The organism is Streptomyces sp. MA5143a (assembly GCF_900290235.1).
In the GTDB taxonomy this organism is placed as follows: Bacteria; Actinomycetota; Actinomycetes; order Streptomycetales; family Streptomycetaceae; genus Streptomyces.
In genome coordinates this window covers 57,201-74,715 of the sequence record NZ_OLMK01000008.1, presented here as the reverse complement: position 1 = coordinate 74,715, position 17,515 = coordinate 57,201, and the positions used below count along the sequence as shown (strand labels likewise).

Here is a 17,515-nt window from a genome sequence, read left to right as displayed (position 1 = left end):
GGCAGACGACGCTACTTTCGCAACGCGCCCTAGCCGGTGACCCGGCGGAACGTCCACTGCTGGTTGGTGCTGCCCCTGTTGGTGTACTGGATCAGCGCGGCGCCGTCGGCCGTGCTGCCGGAGTTGACGTCGAGCACCTTGCCGCTGTTGCGGTTGACCACCTGGAACGCACCGCCGGACAGCGGGCGCAGCTGCCACTGCTGGCTGGTCCTGCCGTCGGGGGTCGCCTGGACGACCCGCGCGCCGTCCGCCGTGGAGGATCCGGCCACGTCGAGCACCTTGCCGCTGCGGACGCAGGTGATGGTGTGGTAGCCGTCGGCCGTGGACTGGAAGGCCCACTGCTGGTTCGTCGCGCCGTTGCCGGTCCACTGGATCACGGCGGCGCCGTCCGCGCCGGACCCACCGGAGACGTCGGCCACCTTGCCGCTGCGCACACTGACGCATGTGTACGTCCGCGCGGGGGCAATGGTGTACTGCACCGAGTCCACGTCGATGTAACCGGTGCCGCCCGCGTTGTAGGTGTACAGGCCGATCCGGTCGCCGCGGTAGCCGCCCCAGGTGAGCTGGTAGGTGCCACCGACCTGGGTGAACGTGCTCCCGTCGAGGCTGTAGGAGAAGCGGCTGACCCCGTTCACGTCCCATGTGGTGCGCAGCCACACGGCGTTCTGCGTGAGGGCCGCGCCGCTGGTCAGAGTGCCACCGGCGTTGTGCTCGATCGTGGTGGTGGTCCCGGTGCGTCGGACCCCCAGTCCGGCGTAGGTGGCGGCGTAGTGGCACAGCCCGGCGTGCTGGCCGTCGGCGAGGCCGGCGAGTTCGAGGCGGACGGTCACCGTGGCGCCGCCCGCGGTGCGCAGCACGCGTTGGGTGAGCGTGTTGCCCACCTTCATCAGGTTGTCCCCGGCCAGCGGTGCGAACGCCTTCAGTCGCAGACAGCCGGGGCGTTCGGTCAACGACCAGTAGCCCGCGCGGGGTTGGTAGTACCACTCCCACTGCGGCTTGAGGCGGGTGTCGGTGAACGTGTCGCTGGTCACGACGGCGGGCAGCGCGTCGACGGGGAGGCCGGGGGTGCCGAGGGCGGGCAACTGGCCCGTCCACGCCATCTTGCCGATGCCGTCCGAGCCCACCGTGCCGATGATCGGCCAGCCGTCCACCCAGGTCACCGGCAGCAGGGACAGCACGCGCCCCTCCCAGTCGCCGTGGCCGTGGTGGGTCACGAAGTACCAGTCGCCGCCCGGGGTCTGCACCAGCCCGCCCTGGTTGGGCTCGCGGTCGGCCGAGGTGTTGACATGCAGCAACTGCCGGGTCTCGAAGGGGCCGAAGAGGCTGGAGCCGCGGTTCATCATGAGGACCCGGCCCTCGGGCTTCACCTCGCTGAACAGGTGGTAGTAGACACCGTCGATCTTGTACAGCTTGCTGGCCTCGCTGCGGTTCGACTGGTGGATCACCGGGGCCGGGCCGATCAGCGACTTGCCGTCCTCGGACAGCTTGTACAGGTGGATCTTGTAGCTGTCCGAGTAGTGCGTGGTGACCAGGTAGCCCTGGCCGTCGTCGTCCCAGAACGGGCACACGTCGTTCCAGCCGGAGGTCCGCCACATCGAGTGCAGCGGCTCCCAGGGCCCTTCCGGCGACGGGGCCGACGTCATGAAGAAGCCCTCGTCGGGCGTGTTGAAGTACACCCAGTACCGCCCCGCATGGAAGCGGATGGCCCCGGCCCACACGCCGCGGCCGTAGCGGTTCATCCGGTCCCAGTTCAGCTCCGGTCCGATGCGGGTGACGTCGTCGACCGAGCCGCCGATCGGGCGCCAGTTGACCAGGTCCTTCGAGTGCAGGACGGCCATGCCGGGCGAGTACCCGAAGGTGCTGGTGATGCCGTAGTAGTCGTCGCCGACCCGGATGCAGTCCCAGTCGCTGAGGTCGGCCGGGACGATCGGGTTGGCGTAGGTGCCGTCGCCCTGGTCACCCCAGGTGCCGGCCGGAAACGAGTCCGCCGCCGCCACGCTCGACGGGAGCAGGCCCGGGAGGAGGAGGGCGCCGGTACCGACCGCGGCGAGCCGGCCGAGTTGTCTTCTGGTGAGGTCCACGAGGCAGTCCTTGGCTGGAGGTCATCACGTGCGGGTGCGGTGGTGGGTGGACACCGCAGGGAGGACGTGGGAGGGAGGACGTGGGAGGGAGAACGCGGAAGGGGAAACGAGGAAGGGGGAACGTGGAAGGGACACGGCCCTCGCGTCGTGCGTGCCGCGTCCCAGCGGGCCGACGCCCCGCACCGACCATGACGGAAGTTGGTCGATATATCGGACGGCTATCGGTTTGCCGAACCGATCGACGCCGAAGTTAGAGTCCCGGCCGCACGGAAGTCAACGGATCGTCCGCGTTTTTCCTGGACGCGGGGCGGCCGGGACAGGGCGCACGGCGCGCCGACGGGCGGCGTCGGCCGAACAGAACAGGCGGCGTCAGCCGAACAGACGGCGCTGGATCTCGCGCCGGTAGTCCTCCAGGGTGCGGTCGAGGTGTGCCGCGGTGGCCTGGGCCGCTTCCTCGGGACGGCCGTCACGGATGGCCCGGTAGATCGCCTCGTGTTCCTCGATGGCCGCCTCGGTGTTCTCCCCGAACGAGTCGTGGATACCGATGGCGCTGGACTGGCGCTGGAGGCGTCGCGCGTCCCGCACAGCGCTGACGAGGAACGTGTTGTGCGAGGCCGTCGACACGGCCGCGTGGAAGTCCTCGTCCGCCTGGTTGAACACGTCGACCCGGCCATGGACGAACCCGTGCCGGCACTGCTCCATGGCGACTTCGATGGTGCGCAGCTCAGAGGGGGTGGCGCGGGTGGCCGCGAGACTGCTGGCGGCCATCTCCTGGACCCTGCGGAACTCGAACAGCATCAGTACGTGGTCGAGGTCGACGGGGCGGAAGAAGCCTCCCCACCGGCTGGTGACGAGCATGCCCTCGTCGTCCGCGACGAACAGGCCCCGCCCCTTGTGCGCCCGTACCCGACCCAGCGCCGAGAGGATCTTGACGGCTTCCCGCACCACCGCCCTGCTGGTGTCCAGCGTCCGGGCGAGGTCGATCTCCGTGGGCAGCCGGTCGCCCGGCGCCAGTCGCTCCTCGGCGATGTACGCGAGGATCCGCTCCGCCACGATCTCGTACCCGGGACGGTAGTCACGCCGCTCGTCCGGGCCGGCCACCTCCGCGGGCGCGGCAGCGGGGACTGGAGCCGGCGGGGCCGCTTCGATCGCTGGCGTGTCGTCCATCTGCGCTGCCTCCCGGGTGACCTCTGCTCACACGACTGATCGCCGTGGAGCCGCATCATCGTAGCGCACAGGGAGAATAAGTCGTACTCATCTCGGCCATGATCCATAGCGAGAGCCATGGCCATCCGGGCACATGAGCAACTCTTATCCGGCATATAGGGCACAACTTCTCTCCCGATTCTGGAAGTCCCGCAACAGAACGCTGCACGCACCCTTGACGTACCACTCGATAAGGCGGCTAATTTCTTCCACGCCGATCGCAGCGCAGCCGCCTCTTCCGCCTCCGTCGTCCTTCCGGGCCGCCCCTCTCCTCGGGCACCCGCACACCCAGTGGAGTCACTCATGACGGTCAACCAGTCCTCGTCCAGCCCGCAGAGAACCCTCGGCAGGAAGCGGGCGGCATCGCTGGCCGGGTGCGCGGTCACGGTGCTGCTGACCGTGACGGCCTGTGGCGGCGGCGGTACCGCCGGCAAGACCACCAAGGACGGCTTCGCCCAGGCGCCGCAGAAGGACGGAGCGTTGACCGTCTGGGTGGACGCGACCCGGATGGACGCCGCGAAGCTGTACCAGAAGCTGCACCCGGAGGTGAAGCTGGACATCGTCAGCTACGACGGCGACGCCAACGGGTCCAACTACCTTCAGACGAAGGTCCAGTTGTTCAACCGCACCGGCAAGGGCTGGCCGGACGTCGTGTTCAGCTCCCAGAACAACGAGACCTCCTGGGCGGTCGACGCGGGCTTCGCCGCCCCGCTCAACAAGGGCCTGATCCCCGAGCCGACCCTGGGCAAGTTCGCCAAGGGCGCCAACGACGTCTGCACGGTCGACGGCACCGTCTACTGTCTGCGCAACGACCTCTCCCAGGCGGTGCTCTGGTACAACGCCCCGCTGATGAAGAAGTTCGGCTACACGGTGCCGACGACGTGGGAGGAGTACCAGAAGCTCGGCACGAAGGTGGCCAAGGAGCACCCGGGCTATCTCGTCGGTGACGCGGGGGACTCCTTCACCCCCGAGATCTATCTGTGGGCGAGCAAGTGCGGCGCCAACCACATCACCGGCCCCAAGTCCGTGTCGGTGAACACCACCAGCGAGGCCTGCACCAGGATGGCCAAGCTCCTGGACGTACTGATCAAGAACAAGTCCATGTCCATCAGCGGCGTCTTCAGCACCGACTTCGGCAAGAACCAGGCCGACAAGGTCCTGCTCATGCCGGGCCCGGCCTGGTTCGGCGGCGCGGTCTTCAAGGACACCCTGAAGGTCCCCGGCAAGCAGATCGCGGTGGCGCCCATACCCCAGTGGCAGGGAGACGGCGCGCCGTCCACCGGCAACGTCGGCGGCGGCACCTGGCTGCTGTCCCAGCACTCCACCCACCTCAAGGCGGCCACCGACTTCCTGACGTGGGTCACCACCGACAACGCCTACCAGGGGGAGAAGGCGCCCGGCTTCCCGGCCTACGCGCCGGCGGCCGAGGCATGGCTGAAGGGGCAGGACGCCTCCGGCTACTTCGCCAGCGACCTCGGTGCGCTGTCGGCCGCCTCCTCCCAGGTGTGGCCGGGGTGGGGCTCGGGCCAGTTCAGCCAGGAGGCGATCTGGGCGGCCACCGTCAAGCCGGGCCTGACCCAGGGCAAGTCCATCGTCTCGATGCTGCCGGCCTGGCAGGACTCCATCGTCCAGCACGCCAAGTCCAACGGATACAAGGTCGAGCAGTGACCCTCAGCCACTCCCCGTCCGGCTCCGCCCGTCGGCGCCCCAGCGGCACCGACCGGCAGAGCCGGGCCGGCATCGCCTTCGTCGCGGCCTACGTGCTGCTCCTGATCGCGTTCGGCATCCTGCCGACCGGGTACGCCGTCTACTTCGCGTTCACCGACGCCGGGGGCACCTTCACCGGCTTCAGCAACTTCGTCACCACGGCACAGGACTTCCGCTTCCTGGACGCCGTCGGCCATGTCGCGCTGTACCTGCTGTTCTGGCTGGTCTCCCTCGTGGTGTTCGTGGTGAGCCTGGCTCTGCTGCTGCACCGTCTCGCCTCCGGCGCCCTCAGCAAGTCGCTGCGCTTCCTCTTCTACATCCCCGGAGCGCTCGCCGGCGCCGCGAGCGTACTGGTGTGGCTGTTCATGCTCGACCCGACGGTGAGCCCGGTCAGTTCGCTGCTGGGCACGCTGGGGTTCGACACCTTCGGCGAGGTGATCGCGCCCGGCAACCTGCCCCTGCTGTTCACGGTCATCGCGTTCTGGACCGGCGCGGGCGGCTGGATCGTCGTCATCTACGGCGCCCTCAACAACATCCCCACCGACGTCATGGAAGCCGCGCGCATCGACGGCGCGGGCGCCTGGCAGACCGCCTGGCACATCCAGATACCCATGCTCCGCAAGTGGATCGTGTACATGGTGATTTTGGCCTTCGCGGGCGGCGCCCAGCTCTTCGTGGAGCCGCAGCTGCTGTCCCTCGCCAGTGTGGGCGTGGCCGGACGCGACTACTCGCTGAACCAGCTGACGTACGACTTCGCCTTCCAGATGAACAACGTCAACGGCGCCGCCGCGGTCTCGGTGGAGCTCCTGGTCGTCAGTGTGTCGGCCGCCGCCGTCTTCGTCGCACGGTCGGGGTTCTTCGATGCCGACTAGTTCCCCGCGCCGCCTCGTGCCCCGCCTCGTGCCCCGGCTGCTGACCGGCTCCGTCCTGCTCGTCTTCCTGGTGTTCTTCGTGCTGCCGGTGCTGTGGCTCGTCCTCGCGGCGACCAAGACCGATCAGCAACTCGTCCACGGCAGCCCGCTCTCCTTCGGCTCCTTGCACACGCTGAGGGCCAACTGGGACGCCCTCACCGCGTTCCAGGACAACGCCGTCCTTCAGTGGCTGGGCAACTCAACCCTGTACGCGCTGATCTCGCTGGTCATCACGCTCTGCGTGGCCGTTCCGGCGGGCTACGCGCTGGCCATGACCGAGTTCCGCGGACGGCACGCCCTGCTCGTCTCGACCCTGGTCGTGATGCTCATGCCGACGGCCACGCTGGTGGTGCCGCTGTTCCTGGAGATCAACGCGGTGCGGCTGATCGGCACGATGTGGTCGATCATCCTGCCGTACTCGTTCTACCCGTTCGGCGTGTATCTGACGTACATCTACTTCACCACCGCGGTACCGAAGGACCTGCTGGCGGCGGCACGGATGGACGGCTGCTCGGAGTTCGGTGTCTTCCGGCACATCGCGCTGCCGCTGGCGACACCGGTGATCGCGCTCGTCGGGTTCTTCAGCTTCGTCGCCAACTGGACCAACTACTTCCTGCCCTACGTGATGCTGCCGGAGAGCGGCCAGATGCCCATCCAGGTGGGCGTCGGGACCCTGCTCAGCAACGTGCCGTCCTTCAATCCGGCCGTCGGCACCCTCGCGATCGAGCGGCCGCAGCTGGCCCTCGCGACGCTCGTGGCCATCACACCCGTACTGATCGTCTTCCTCTTCGCCCAGCGTTTCCTGGTCAGCGGGATGCTCGCCGGCGCCACCAAGGAGTAGGCCCCGGCCTGCCGTCCCGACCCTGATGCCCGATCCGGCGTCGTCCGCCCGGCCGTCGTTCCCGGCGCGCGCACCCCGCCACCCCCGAACGGAGCTCCGTCCCATGCCCCTCACCTCTTCCGGCCCCACCTCGGGTGGGGACACCCCGGTCTCCGGGCAGCCCGCCCCGCGACCCGAGATCGAGGCGGGGGTGCCGGTACTCGAACCGCCCGGCTGGGCCGTGTCGCAGCGTGCGCTGTTCGACCTGCTCGACCACGCCTGGCGGCGCTTCGCCCGCGACTTCACCGGCCCCGACGGACGCCTGAACTACTCCGGCCCGCTGACCACCCGCGACGGTGTGGACGACTTCTACGAGGTGTTCTTCAACTGGCCCCAGCTGTACCTCCTCGGCGGCGCCGACGACCTGCTGCCCGCCAGTGAGAAGCACTGGGAGGGCGTGACCCGTCAGCTCGCCGAACTGGACATGCTGCGCGACGAGTACGAACGCGGCTACGACTGGTTCCACCAGGGCGAGAGCCTGCTGCTGCTCTACTTCCTGTGCATGGCCGCCCCCGACCGCTGGTCGGAACGGGCGCTGCGCTTCGCCGAGTTGTACGTCGACCCGGCCCACGGCAACTACGACCCCGAACACCGTGTCATCACCCGCCCCCACAACGGCAGTGACCCCGACCGCACGGGACTGTTCGACGGCGACGTGTACCCGTGGCTGCTGAAGGAAGCGGAGACGTACGGCTTCCCGCTGGAGTGGATCCCCGAGGCGCGGGGCGGCCCGTTCCCGCTCTCCGCCGATCCGCGGCTCGGCGCGCGGATGCGGGACCGGATGGGTGTCGGCGACACCGCGGTCAACCTGGCCGCGGCCGGGCTGGTCCTCAACGCGTGGATCCTGTCGGGCGAGGACCGCTACCGCGACTGGATCGTCGAGTACGTGGGCGCGTGGCGCGAGCGCACCCGGGCCAACGAAGGTCTCATCCCGGACAACGCGGGCCCGGACGGTGTCGTCGGCGGCCTGCTGGAGGGCCGCTGGTACGGCGGCCACTACGGCTGGTCCTGGCCGCACGGCTGGCACAGCGTGGGCCACGCGGCCTGTGTGGCGGCGCTCGCCGCGGCGACGGTCACCGGGGACGACGACTACCTCTCCATGGTCGCGACCTCGCTCGACACCCTCATCGGTCACGCCAGGGTGATGCCCCACACCGAGGCGGACTCCAGCCTCCCCTCCAAGTGGGTGGTCGAACTCGGCCCCGACATCCACACGCCCACGCCGCACCTTCCGTTCCGGCACAACGACTCGGGCTGGTTCGACTACAACCCGCTCACCCCGCCCGTGCCGGTGGCCCTGTGGCACCACACGGCCGCCGACGCCGACCGCGCCCGGCTGGAGCGGCTGCGCGACGCCGACGGCATCGACTGGCGTACCGTGCGGCCGTTCCGGGCCAAGGAGGAGTCGGGGCACGAGAAGGCGTGGTTCGCGTTCCTCGCCGGTGACGACCCCGGCTACCCCGAGCGCATCCTCGCCGCCGCGCAGGCCCAGATCCACCACCGGCTGCGCCGGATGGACCGCTACCGCGACCTGGACGTGGCGGAGGCCGACATCCATGTGTGGCAGCTGTGCAACCCGGTGGTCACCGAAGCCCTCGTCCAGCTGACCTGGGGCGGCCCCCAGGTGCTCTACAACGGCGGCCTCCAGCAGGCCCGGCTGCGCTACCACGACGCCGAGGCCCGCCGCGCCGGCCTGCCGCCGGAGGTCGCCGCGCTGGTCACCTCCATCGACCCGGAGGCGACCACCGTCGAACTGGTGAACCTCTCCCCCGAGACCGAGCGCACGGTGATCGTCCAGGCCGGCGCCTTCGCCGAGCACACCATCACGGCCGTCCGGTACACCACCTGCGAGGACGACGGCTGGATCGGCGACATGTACGACTACGGCCACACCGAGCCGGTCGTCACCGAGGCGGAGCAGGACTGTGCCGACGCCTTCCTGACCGTACGGCTGCCCGCGTCCACCCGTATCCGGCTCACCCTGCGCCTCCGGCTGCGCTCCCGCACCCCCAGTTACCGCACCCCGTTCGACACCCCGGCGGGCCCGCCCTCCCAGGGCACGGAAGGAGAACGCGCATGAGGCGCATCGCGCAGACCATCAGGCTCCGCCCCGAGCACCGGGAGGAGTACCTGCGGCTCCACGCGGCGGTCTGGCCCGGCGTGGAGGCCGCCCTGCACCGGGCGAACATCCGCAACTTCGGCATCTTCCTCCACGGCGACGTGCTGTTCGGCTACCTCGAGTACCACGGCGACGACTTCGAGGCCGACATGGCTGTCCTCGAAGCCGACCCCGAGACGCAGGAGTGGTGGAAGCTCACCGACCCCTGCCAGGAGCCCTGGCCCGACCGGGGCGACTCCCGCCAGTGGACGGAACTGACCGAGATCTGGCACCTCGGCCCGCCCGGCGAGGACGCCACCGTCTGACACGGACCGCTCCGGACCGACCCCACGTGGAACCGCCATGACCTCCGCCCCCGCCCCCGTTCTCATCGACGCTCACCACCATCTGTGGGACCTCGACCGGCGTCCGCAGCCCTGGCTCGACGACCCCGACCTGACATCGATCCGCCGCACCTTCACCCCCGACGACCTGCGCGCCACCGCGACCCGCCCCGTCGCCGGCCGTCGTCTGCACGGCACGGTGGCCGTGCAGTGCGTGCCGGAGGTGCCCGAGACGGAGGAGCTGCTCGCCCTCGCGGAGCGGGAGCCGCTGATCGAGGCGGTGGTCGGCTGGGCGGACCTCACCTCGCCGGCGATCGGCGACACGCTCGACCGACTGCTCGCCGGACCGGGCGGCACCTGTCTGCGTTCCCTGCGCCACCTCGTCCAGGGCGAGACGGAACCGGCCTGGCTGCAACGCCCCGATGTCGAACGAGGGTTGGCGGCGGCGAGGGACCGCGGGCTCTCCTACGACGTCCTGATCCGCAGCCACCAGTTCGACCAGGCGATCCGGCTGGCCGAACGCTTCCCCGACCTGCCCCAGGTGCTGAACCACGCGGGCAAGCCGGACATCGCCGGGCGCGAACTCGCGGAGTGGAGCGACCAGGTGCGACGGCTGGCCGCGCACGAGCACGTGGTCTGCAAACTGTCGGGACTGATCACGGAGGCCGACCACGCCGGCTGGACCACCGCCGACATCCGCCCGGTCTGGGACGTGCTGCTCACGTCCTTCGGCCCGGACCGGCTGATGTTCGGCTCGGACTGGCCGGTCGCCAACCTCGCGGGCGGCTGGAACCGCTGGGCCGCCACCGTGGACGACCTGCTCACCGACTGCACGGAGAGCGAGATCCACGCGCTCCTCGCCGGCACCGCGACCGCCTTCTACCGCCTCCCCGCCCGCGGCTGACGTTCGGCGCTCGTGCCGAGGGGACCCTGGAGATCACGATGACACTCGCCGTCCGCCACACCGCTGCCCGCACCTTGCCCGACCTCGTCCCCGCCGGACGCTGGGGCGGCGCCGACGACCTCGCGGGTGCCACCGTCTTCCTCGCCTCCGACGCCGCCGCCCGCCTCCACGGCACGGCCCCGGCCGTCGACGGCGGATGGCTCGGCCGATGACCGGCCCCGACTCCGCGATGGGCCACCTCCACGAGGAGGGCGTCATGCCACGCCGGAGGGTCGCCCGCACCTCCGTCGGACTCACCGCCCTCGGGTTCGGCGCGGCGGTGATCGGCAACCTGTACGGCGCCACCTCGGCGGCCGACGCCTCGGCCGCCGTCGACGCGGCCTGGGACGCGGGCATCCGGTACTTCGACACCGCGCCGCACTACGGCCTCGGGCTCTCCGAACAGCGCCTCGGGGCGGCCCTGCGGCAGCGCCCGCGGGACGAGTACGTCGTCTCCTCCAAGGTGGGCCGGCTCCTCGTCCCCAACGAGCGTCCCCAGGGCGTCGACAGTGAGGGCTTCGTCGTCCCGGACGACCTGCACCGACAGTGGGACTTCAGCCGCGACGGCGTGCTCCGCTCCCTCGAGGACTCCCTGCGCCGCACCGGCCTCGACCGACTCGACATCGTGTATGTGCACGACCCCGACGACCACTGGCGGCAGGCCGCCGACGAGGCCCTGCCCGCTCTGGCGGAGCTGCGCGACCAAGGGGTCGTCGGGGCCGTCGGCGCCGGCATGAACCGGTCGGCCATGCTCGCCCGTTTCCTGCGGGAGACCGCCGCCGACGTGGTCATGCTCGCCGGGCGCTACACCCTCCTCGACCAGTCGGCGCTGGACGACGTGCTGCCCGCCGCGCGGGAGACGGGCAAGAGCGTCGTCGCGGCCGGTGTCTTCAACTCCGGGCTGCTCTCGCGTCCACGGCCCGCCGAAGGCATGAAGTACGACTACCAGGACGCTCCCCCTGAGCTGGTCGCCCGCGCACGGGCGATCGCGGAGGTCTGCGAGGAGCACGGCACCAGCCTTCCCGCAGCCGCCCTCGCCTTCCCGACCACCCATCCCAGCACCGTCAACGTCACACTGGGCATGCGCGACCGCGCACAGGTGACGCAGAACGTGGCCCTCCAGCGGAGCGCCGTACCCCGGGCGCTCTGGGGCGACCTCCGTGAGCGAGGGCTGATCAGGCAGGACGTCCCCACCACCGTCGGCGGTGCCCCCTGATGCCGCTGAGGGGCAAGCGGGCCCCCCGTCCAGCCTCCCTCCACCGGCCCGACCGATTACCCCGGCCACGCCGCGTCCGCCGCGAGGGAAGCCCGTACCCCAACCCGTACCCCAACCCGTGCCCCTGCTTCTGCCCCTGAGAAGTCCCGCCGTCCGCGTACCCGCACCGACAACACCCCCGGAGCCGCCGCATGAACGCCTTCCCGACCGACCGATCGAGTAGGAGGGGCAGACGATGAAGCCCTTCCCCTCCCCCGTCCGCAGGCTGTCGGCCGTGCTGGCCATGGCCCTCGCCGCGACGCCGCTGACCTCCCTCACGCTGTCGACCCCGGCCTCGGCCGCGACCCAGGCGACGTACTACGTCGCCCCCGACGGCAGCGACACCAACGCCGGGACGATCACCGCGCCGTTCAAGACCCTGCGGCACGCGCGGGACGTCGTACGCACGGTCAACGACGACATGACCGGCGACATCAACGTCTTCCTGCGCGGCGGCAACTACCCCGTGAGCAGCACCATCGACTTCACGTCGGCCGACTCCGGGACGAACGGCCACCGTGTCGTGTACGCCGCCTACCAGGACGAGAAGCCGGTGCTGAACGGTGGTGTCCCGGTGACCGGCTGGACGCAGCACAGCGGGAACATCTGGAAGGCCCCGCTGGACCGCGACGACAAGCTCCGCGCGCTCTACGTCGACGGCAAGCGCGCCCAGATGGCCTCCAAGACGGTTTCCTCGGCCGGCTGCTACGGCACCTACACCATCACGGCCGGCCAGGCTCCCTGGGCCTGGGAGTCGGGTTCGCAGTGCGACGGCGCCAAGTACGGCCTCACCGATCTGCCCGCGGTCGCCGCCAACCAGGACGACGTGGAGATCAGGACGCAGACGACCTGGACGTCGGCCATCGTGGGGGTCCGTCAGATCACCACGAGCGCGGACGGCGCCAACCGCGTGGCCCTGTTCCAGCAGCCGGGCGCGGCCATCGCCCAGGGACCGCCGAACGGCAGATTCGACGCCGGCGGCGGCACCCACACCTTCATGAACGCGTACGAATTCCTCGACCAACCGGGCGAGTTCTACTTCGACAAGGCGAAGCACACCGTCTACTACTACAAGTCGGGCTCCGAGGACATGACGTCGGCGAAGGTCTTCGCGCCGAACAACGTGTCCACCCTCCTCAGGATCGCGGGCACGTCCACGACCGACCACGCGCGGAACATCACGTTCTCCGGGCTCACCGTCGAACACTCCGACTGGGGCCTGACCAATGTGGCGGGCTCCGTCTTCCGGCAGGGCCAGCAGGGCAACGCCGGCTCGACGGTGTACGCGAGGAAGAACTTCCACGCGTACACCTACCGCAACGTCGACCTGCCGCCTGGCATCATCCAGATCGAGAACGCCGACGGCATCACCCTGCGGCGCAACACGGTGCGGCACACCGGCGCCGACGGGATCAACATGGTCAACGACGTGACCGACTCCCAGCTGACCGGCAACGTCACCAATGACATAGCCGGCTCCGCGATCACCGTGGGGCACCCCCAGCACGTGTACATCGGGGACTACACCTCGACCAACCGCGAGAAGTACCCGGTGAACGTCGAGGGGCTCTGCGAGAACATCTCGATCACGAACAACTACCTCTACGACAGCGCGGTGTTGTTCCAGGGCTCCAGCCCCGTGTCGGCGTACTTCGTGGACTCCCTGTCCGTGGAGCACAACCGGATCGAGAAGTCCCCGTGGGCGGGCATCACCCTCGGCTGGGGCTGGTGGAACTTCGACGGTTCGACGAACTCCATCCAGCCCGGGAACCCGACCACCACGGCGAAGAACAACACCATCAGCCACAACCAGCTCATAGACACCATGCAGGTGCTCGGTGACTCCGCCCCCATCTACACCCTGGGCAGTCAGCCGGGAACCGAGATCAGCGACAACCACATCCAGGGTGTTCCGGCCGGCCACAAGTACGGAATGCACCCCGACGAGGGCTCGGCCTACCTCAACGAGCACGACAACGTGCTCGACGTCGACCCGGGCGTGGCCTACACCATCAACTCCGGTACCTGGGGCCGGCAGCACGACCTGACCATCACCAACACCTACGGCACCCTCAACAGGATCGCCAACAAGGGCGTCCCCAACAGCACCATCCAGGATGTGCGCGCGTACCCGGACAGCGTGTGGCCCGCGCAGGCGTACGGCATCGCCGTGAACGCCGGTCTGGAAGACGCCTACAAGGACCTCGTCCCCCGCAGCACCGTGGGCGTTCAGGACTACGCCCTGCCCGCGAGCACCTTCACCGGCAAGGGCGTGTCGTCCATTCCCGTCCGCGGTGTCGGTGACGCGAGCAGCACGCTCTGGCTGGCGCCCTCCGGTACGACGACGTTCGCCGTCGGGCCCACGATGACGAAGGCAGCCGGAACCGCGACGAGCATCCCCGTCCCGCAGACGGCCGGCCAGTACCGCCTCTACGTCGTGGACGCCCAGGGGAACGCGTCCCCCGCGTCGAAGTCCCTCGTACGGCAGTCGTGGGCCTACGTCGACGACAAGGCGGCCAGCGTGACCTACTCCGGCACGTGGTCCAACTGGAACGACACCAAGGACATGAACGGGTCCGAGAAGTTCACGAGCAGGGCGGGCGACTCCGTCCAGTACGCGTTCACCGGCTCGGGCGTGCGGTACCTCGGCATGAGGCAGCCGAACATGGGCAAGGTCGACGTCTACCTCGACGGCACCCTGGTGCAGTCGGGCGTCGACGCGTATGCCTCGACGGTGACGAAGCAGGTGGTGCTGTTCGAGAAGACGGATCTCGTCGCGGGTCCCCACACGATCAAGGTCGTGTGCACCGGCACGAAGAACACGGCCTCGTCCAACACGGTCTGCGCGCTGGACGCGTTCGCCTCCATCGCCTTCCCCGGCGGGAGCACGTTCTACAAGGTCCTCAACAAGAGCAGCGGCAAGGCGATCGACGTCTCCGGCGCGTCGACCGCCGCCGGGGCGAACGTCATCCAGTGGAACGACACCGCAGCGCAGAACCAGCGCTGGCAGTGGGTCGCGGTCGGTGACGGCAGCTACGAGATCGTCAACCAGAACAGCGGTCAGCTGCTGGCCGTCACCGGCGGGTCCACCACGGACGGCGCGACGATCACCCAGCAGCCCGACGACAACGCCGCGAGCCGGCGCTGGACACCGATCGCCGACGCGAACGGCTACTACAAGATCAAGAACGTGAACAGCGGCAAGCTGCTGTCGGTGTCCAACTCGACGGCGGGCACGCAGCTCGTACAGACGACGGACACGAACGCCGACGGCCAGCTGTGGCGGGCGGTGGGCGTGGACTGACCCTTCAGCGACCGTGACCCCCGGCGGCGGTGCCGGCCCAGAGCCGGCACCGTCGCCGTTCTGGTGGCGCGGGTTCGGCCGGGGAGGCGGAGGGCGCGCTTTGTGGGTCCTCCGGTCAGGCGTGCGGTGCTCCGGCCGCTCCGGGGCCGGTGGTGGGCGTCCTCGCCGTGACCGTCCAGGTCGCCACGCCCCACAGGGAGAGCGCGGACATGAGGCCCACCGCGAGGCGCACGGTCTCGTCGGGGGCGTCGGTGAGGCAGAGGGTCGTGCCCGCGGCCCCGGAGGCGAGCAACAGGGCGGCCGGTGCGCGCAGTCGGGGCTGCTCGAACACCACCGCCAACGGCAGGAAGTGCAGTCCGACCACCACCGCGACCAGCGGCGGAATGAGCACCGGCACGTCGAGGGAGCGGCACAGCGCGGCGATGGCGATGATCAGCAGCCACTGGAGGGCGTTGATCCGGTTGAACCTCCGGCGCCGGTCGGCCGGGAACGGCCCGCCTGCCGATGCGGGGAGGAAGCGGCGCGCGGCCAGCATCAGCGCCACCGTGACGACACCCCCGACGCCGATCAGGACCAGCCGCGTCCACCCGCCCCACGGGCTCGTGCCCAGCAGCCACCAGCCGAGCCCGAACAACGCGAGAAACCCCACCCCTGACTTGAACATGACCACGACCTTAGGCGGCGGTGCCGCCCGCCACCCCCGACTTTCCGCGAGGACGTGCTCCTCGTTCAAGCGAGCCCGGCGGCCGGGGGACGGTCAGGCCCCCGGCCGCCGAGTGTCGGTTCGACCGTCGGCGGCCCCTAGGAGGGGGTGACGGCGTCGTGTGCCCGGCCTCGGCGCAGGCGGTCGCGGAGCAGGGCGACTCCGACGACGCCCACGGCCACCAGGGTGGACAGGACCACCTGGTCGCGACCGCCGCCGTCGGCGGTGTCGGTGAGCATGTAGCACAGCACGAACGTGATCATCGCGATGGTGGCCCAGGTCAGATACGGGTACAGCCACATCCTGACGACCAGCTTGTCCGGCGTCTCCCGCTGGATGATCCGGCGCATCCGCAGCTGGGAGAAGCAGATCACCAGCCAGACGAACAGGGCGATCGCGCCGGAGGAGTTGAGCAGGAACTGGAAGACCGTGTCCGGCCACAGGTAGTTGAAGGCGACCGCGACGAAGCCGAAGACCACCGAGGCCAGGATGGCGGTCCGCGGCACCCCGCGGCCGGTGGTGCGGGCGAACGGAGCCGGCGCGTCGCCGCGGCGGCCGAGCGAGAACGCCATCCGGGACGCCGTGTACAGACCGGAGTTGAGGCAGGACAGCACCGAGGTCAGCACGATGGCGTTCATGATCTGGCCGGCGTGCGGGATGCCGATGGAGTTCAGCGCGGCCACGTACGAGCCGTCCTTGAGGATCGCCGGGTCGTCCCAGCGCAGCAGCGACACCACGACCAGGATGGAGCCCAGGTAGAACACCGCGATCCGCCAGATCACGCTGTTGGTGGCCTTGGTGACCGCGGCCCGCGGGTTCTCGGTCTCACCGGCGGCCAGGGTGACGATCTCGCTGCCCATGAAGGAGAAGACGACCATCAGGATGCCGGTGAGGATCGCCCCTGGTCCGTGGGGCAGGAACCCACCGTGCCCGGTGAGGTTGGACAGGCCCGTCGCCGGGTGGTCCGAGCCGGGCAGCAGCCCGAAGACGGCGAGCCCGCCGACCACGATGAACGCGGCGATGGCGACGACCTTGATCCCGGCGAACCAGAACTCGAACTCGCCGTAGGAGCCGACCGAGCCGAGGTTGGTCGCGGTGAGCACGACCATGACGATCAGCGCCCAGCCCCACTGCGGGACGCCGGGGATCCACCCGGTGAGGATCTTGGCGCCGGCGGTCGCCTCCACGGCGAGCACCACGACCCAGAAGAACCAGTACAGCCAGCCGATGGTGAAGCCTGCCCAGCGGCCGAGCGCCCGGTCGGCGTAGGCGGAGAACGAGCCGGAGGTGGGGTCGGCCGCGGCCATCTCGCCGAGCATCCGCATCACGAGGACGACGAGGGCGCCGACGAGGGCGTACGAGATCAGGATCCCGGGGCCCGCGGCGGCGATGCCCGAGCCGGAGCCGACGAACAGGCCGGCGCCGATGACACCGCCGATCGCGATCATCGACAGATGGCGGTCCTTGAGCCCGGCCCGCAGACCGGATCCTTCGGGGGCGCTGTCCGTGGCGGTTGCCTGATCGAGGGTGGATACAGGGGGACGTGTGGTCATCTCGACATCCAGAGGCAGATGGGGACGAGGGAAGGTTCCGGCGGGATCGGGCGGGGTCGCCGCGTGGATTCCGCGGGGCGGGCGTGGGAGGTGCCGGGTACGGGGCGGGTGGCGATCACGGTCGTGGGGAGGGCATGGTGGACCGCGGCCCCTGACCCGGTGGCTGCCGGACCGGTCGTGCCGGTGGCGGTCAGGAAAATAGTTCAGCATGATCTAAAAAAACAAGGGGTCCTGCCGGCGGACCACCGGCGTCCGCACGCTCCCCTCCGGGCACGTCCCGCTCTCGGACGACGCCCCGCGACCTCTGCGGAGAGCGCCGGACGACACCTCCCCGGGCCCCGAACGACCTGCTCAGAGGGGTGATGGCGCGCCCGCCGACCCGACCTGCGCCCGCCACCCCGCGAGCGACCGCGGGCAGGTCTTGTTTAACTGTTCACCTTGCTCTAATTTTTTCCGCAACGCGGTCCGCCACCGTGCCCTCCTCTCCCGACGTCCCTCGCCCTGGGAGTCCCGATGCACCGCACCACCGC

12 protein-coding genes and 1 pseudogene are annotated in these 17,515 nt (G+C 69.8%); 9 read left to right on the top strand and 4 right to left on the bottom strand.

The features are described from left to right. Positions 1–29: 29 nt before the first annotated feature. Both SMA5143A_RS02645 and SMA5143A_RS02640 read right to left on the bottom strand, forming a co-directional pair. Positions 30–2,081: a family 43 glycosylhydrolase gene (locus SMA5143A_RS02645; RefSeq protein ID WP_107461194.1), complete on the bottom strand. Its 2,052-nt coding sequence runs from the start codon at positions 2,079–2,081 to the stop codon at positions 30–32. A gap of 369 nt (positions 2,082–2,450) precedes the next feature. Next, positions 2,451–3,248: a FadR/GntR family transcriptional regulator gene (locus SMA5143A_RS02640; protein ID WP_181361689.1), complete on the bottom strand. Its 798-nt coding sequence runs from the start codon at positions 3,246–3,248 to the stop codon at positions 2,451–2,453. Between the two features lie 342 nt (positions 3,249–3,590). Between SMA5143A_RS02640 and SMA5143A_RS02635 the strand changes: the two genes are divergently transcribed. The 9 genes and pseudogenes from SMA5143A_RS02635 to SMA5143A_RS02595 all read left to right on the top strand — a co-directional run bounded on the left by SMA5143A_RS02635 (position 3,591) and on the right by SMA5143A_RS02595 (position 14,729). Continuing rightward, positions 3,591–4,955 (top strand): ABC transporter substrate-binding protein, encoded by a 1,365-nt coding sequence (locus SMA5143A_RS02635; protein WP_107461192.1) that lies wholly within the window; start codon positions 3,591–3,593, stop codon positions 4,953–4,955. Further along, positions 4,952–5,866: a carbohydrate ABC transporter permease gene (locus SMA5143A_RS02630; protein WP_107461191.1), complete on the top strand. Its 915-nt coding sequence runs from the start codon at positions 4,952–4,954 to the stop codon at positions 5,864–5,866. The genes SMA5143A_RS02635 and SMA5143A_RS02630 overlap by 4 nt, the downstream gene beginning before the upstream one ends. Beyond that, positions 5,856–6,746: a carbohydrate ABC transporter permease gene (locus tag SMA5143A_RS02625; RefSeq protein ID WP_107461190.1), complete on the top strand. Its 891-nt coding sequence runs from the start codon at positions 5,856–5,858 to the stop codon at positions 6,744–6,746. The genes SMA5143A_RS02630 and SMA5143A_RS02625 overlap by 11 nt, the downstream gene beginning before the upstream one ends. A 103-nt stretch (positions 6,747–6,849) precedes the next feature. Beyond that, on the top strand, positions 6,850–8,865 hold the full coding sequence (locus SMA5143A_RS02620; protein ID WP_107461189.1) for a hypothetical protein: 2,016 nt from the start codon (positions 6,850–6,852) through the stop codon (positions 8,863–8,865). Continuing rightward, the gene (locus SMA5143A_RS02615) at positions 8,862–9,209 is read left to right on the top strand and encodes an L-rhamnose mutarotase (protein ID WP_107461188.1); all 348 of its coding nucleotides are present in this window, start codon (positions 8,862–8,864) and stop codon (positions 9,207–9,209) included. Before SMA5143A_RS02620 ends, SMA5143A_RS02615 begins: the two co-directional genes overlap by 4 nt. A 37-nt stretch (positions 9,210–9,246) precedes the next feature. Then, positions 9,247–10,131, top strand: a complete 885-nt coding sequence (locus SMA5143A_RS02610; protein ID WP_107461187.1) for an amidohydrolase family protein — start codon at positions 9,247–9,249, stop codon at positions 10,129–10,131. A gap of 80 nt (positions 10,132–10,211) precedes the next feature. After that, positions 10,212–10,343 (top strand): annotated as a pseudogene (locus SMA5143A_RS02605) (SDR family oxidoreductase); the annotation flags it as partial. Positions 10,344–10,387: 44 nt separating this feature from the next. Next, the gene (locus SMA5143A_RS02600) at positions 10,388–11,386 is read left to right on the top strand and encodes an aldo/keto reductase (RefSeq protein ID WP_107461203.1); all 999 of its coding nucleotides are present in this window, start codon (positions 10,388–10,390) and stop codon (positions 11,384–11,386) included. Between the two features lie 235 nt (positions 11,387–11,621). Next, positions 11,622–14,729 carry an RICIN domain-containing protein gene (locus SMA5143A_RS02595; RefSeq protein WP_107461186.1) on the top strand — a complete coding sequence of 1,036 codons (3,108 nt, stop codon included), beginning with the start codon at positions 11,622–11,624 and terminating at the stop codon, positions 14,727–14,729. A 115-nt stretch (positions 14,730–14,844) separates the two neighbouring features. On the opposite strand, the gene SMA5143A_RS02590 is transcribed toward SMA5143A_RS02595, so the two are convergent. Together SMA5143A_RS02590 and SMA5143A_RS02585 are read right to left on the bottom strand one after the other, a co-directional pair. Then, positions 14,845–15,393, bottom strand: a complete 549-nt coding sequence (locus SMA5143A_RS02590) for a hypothetical protein (protein WP_107461185.1) — start codon at positions 15,391–15,393, stop codon at positions 14,845–14,847. Between the two features lie 137 nt (positions 15,394–15,530). After that, entirely contained in the window at positions 15,531–16,985 is a 1,455-nt protein-coding gene (locus SMA5143A_RS02585) for an amino acid permease (protein ID WP_181361688.1), read from the bottom strand. Between the last annotated feature and the right edge of the window lie 530 nt (positions 16,986–17,515).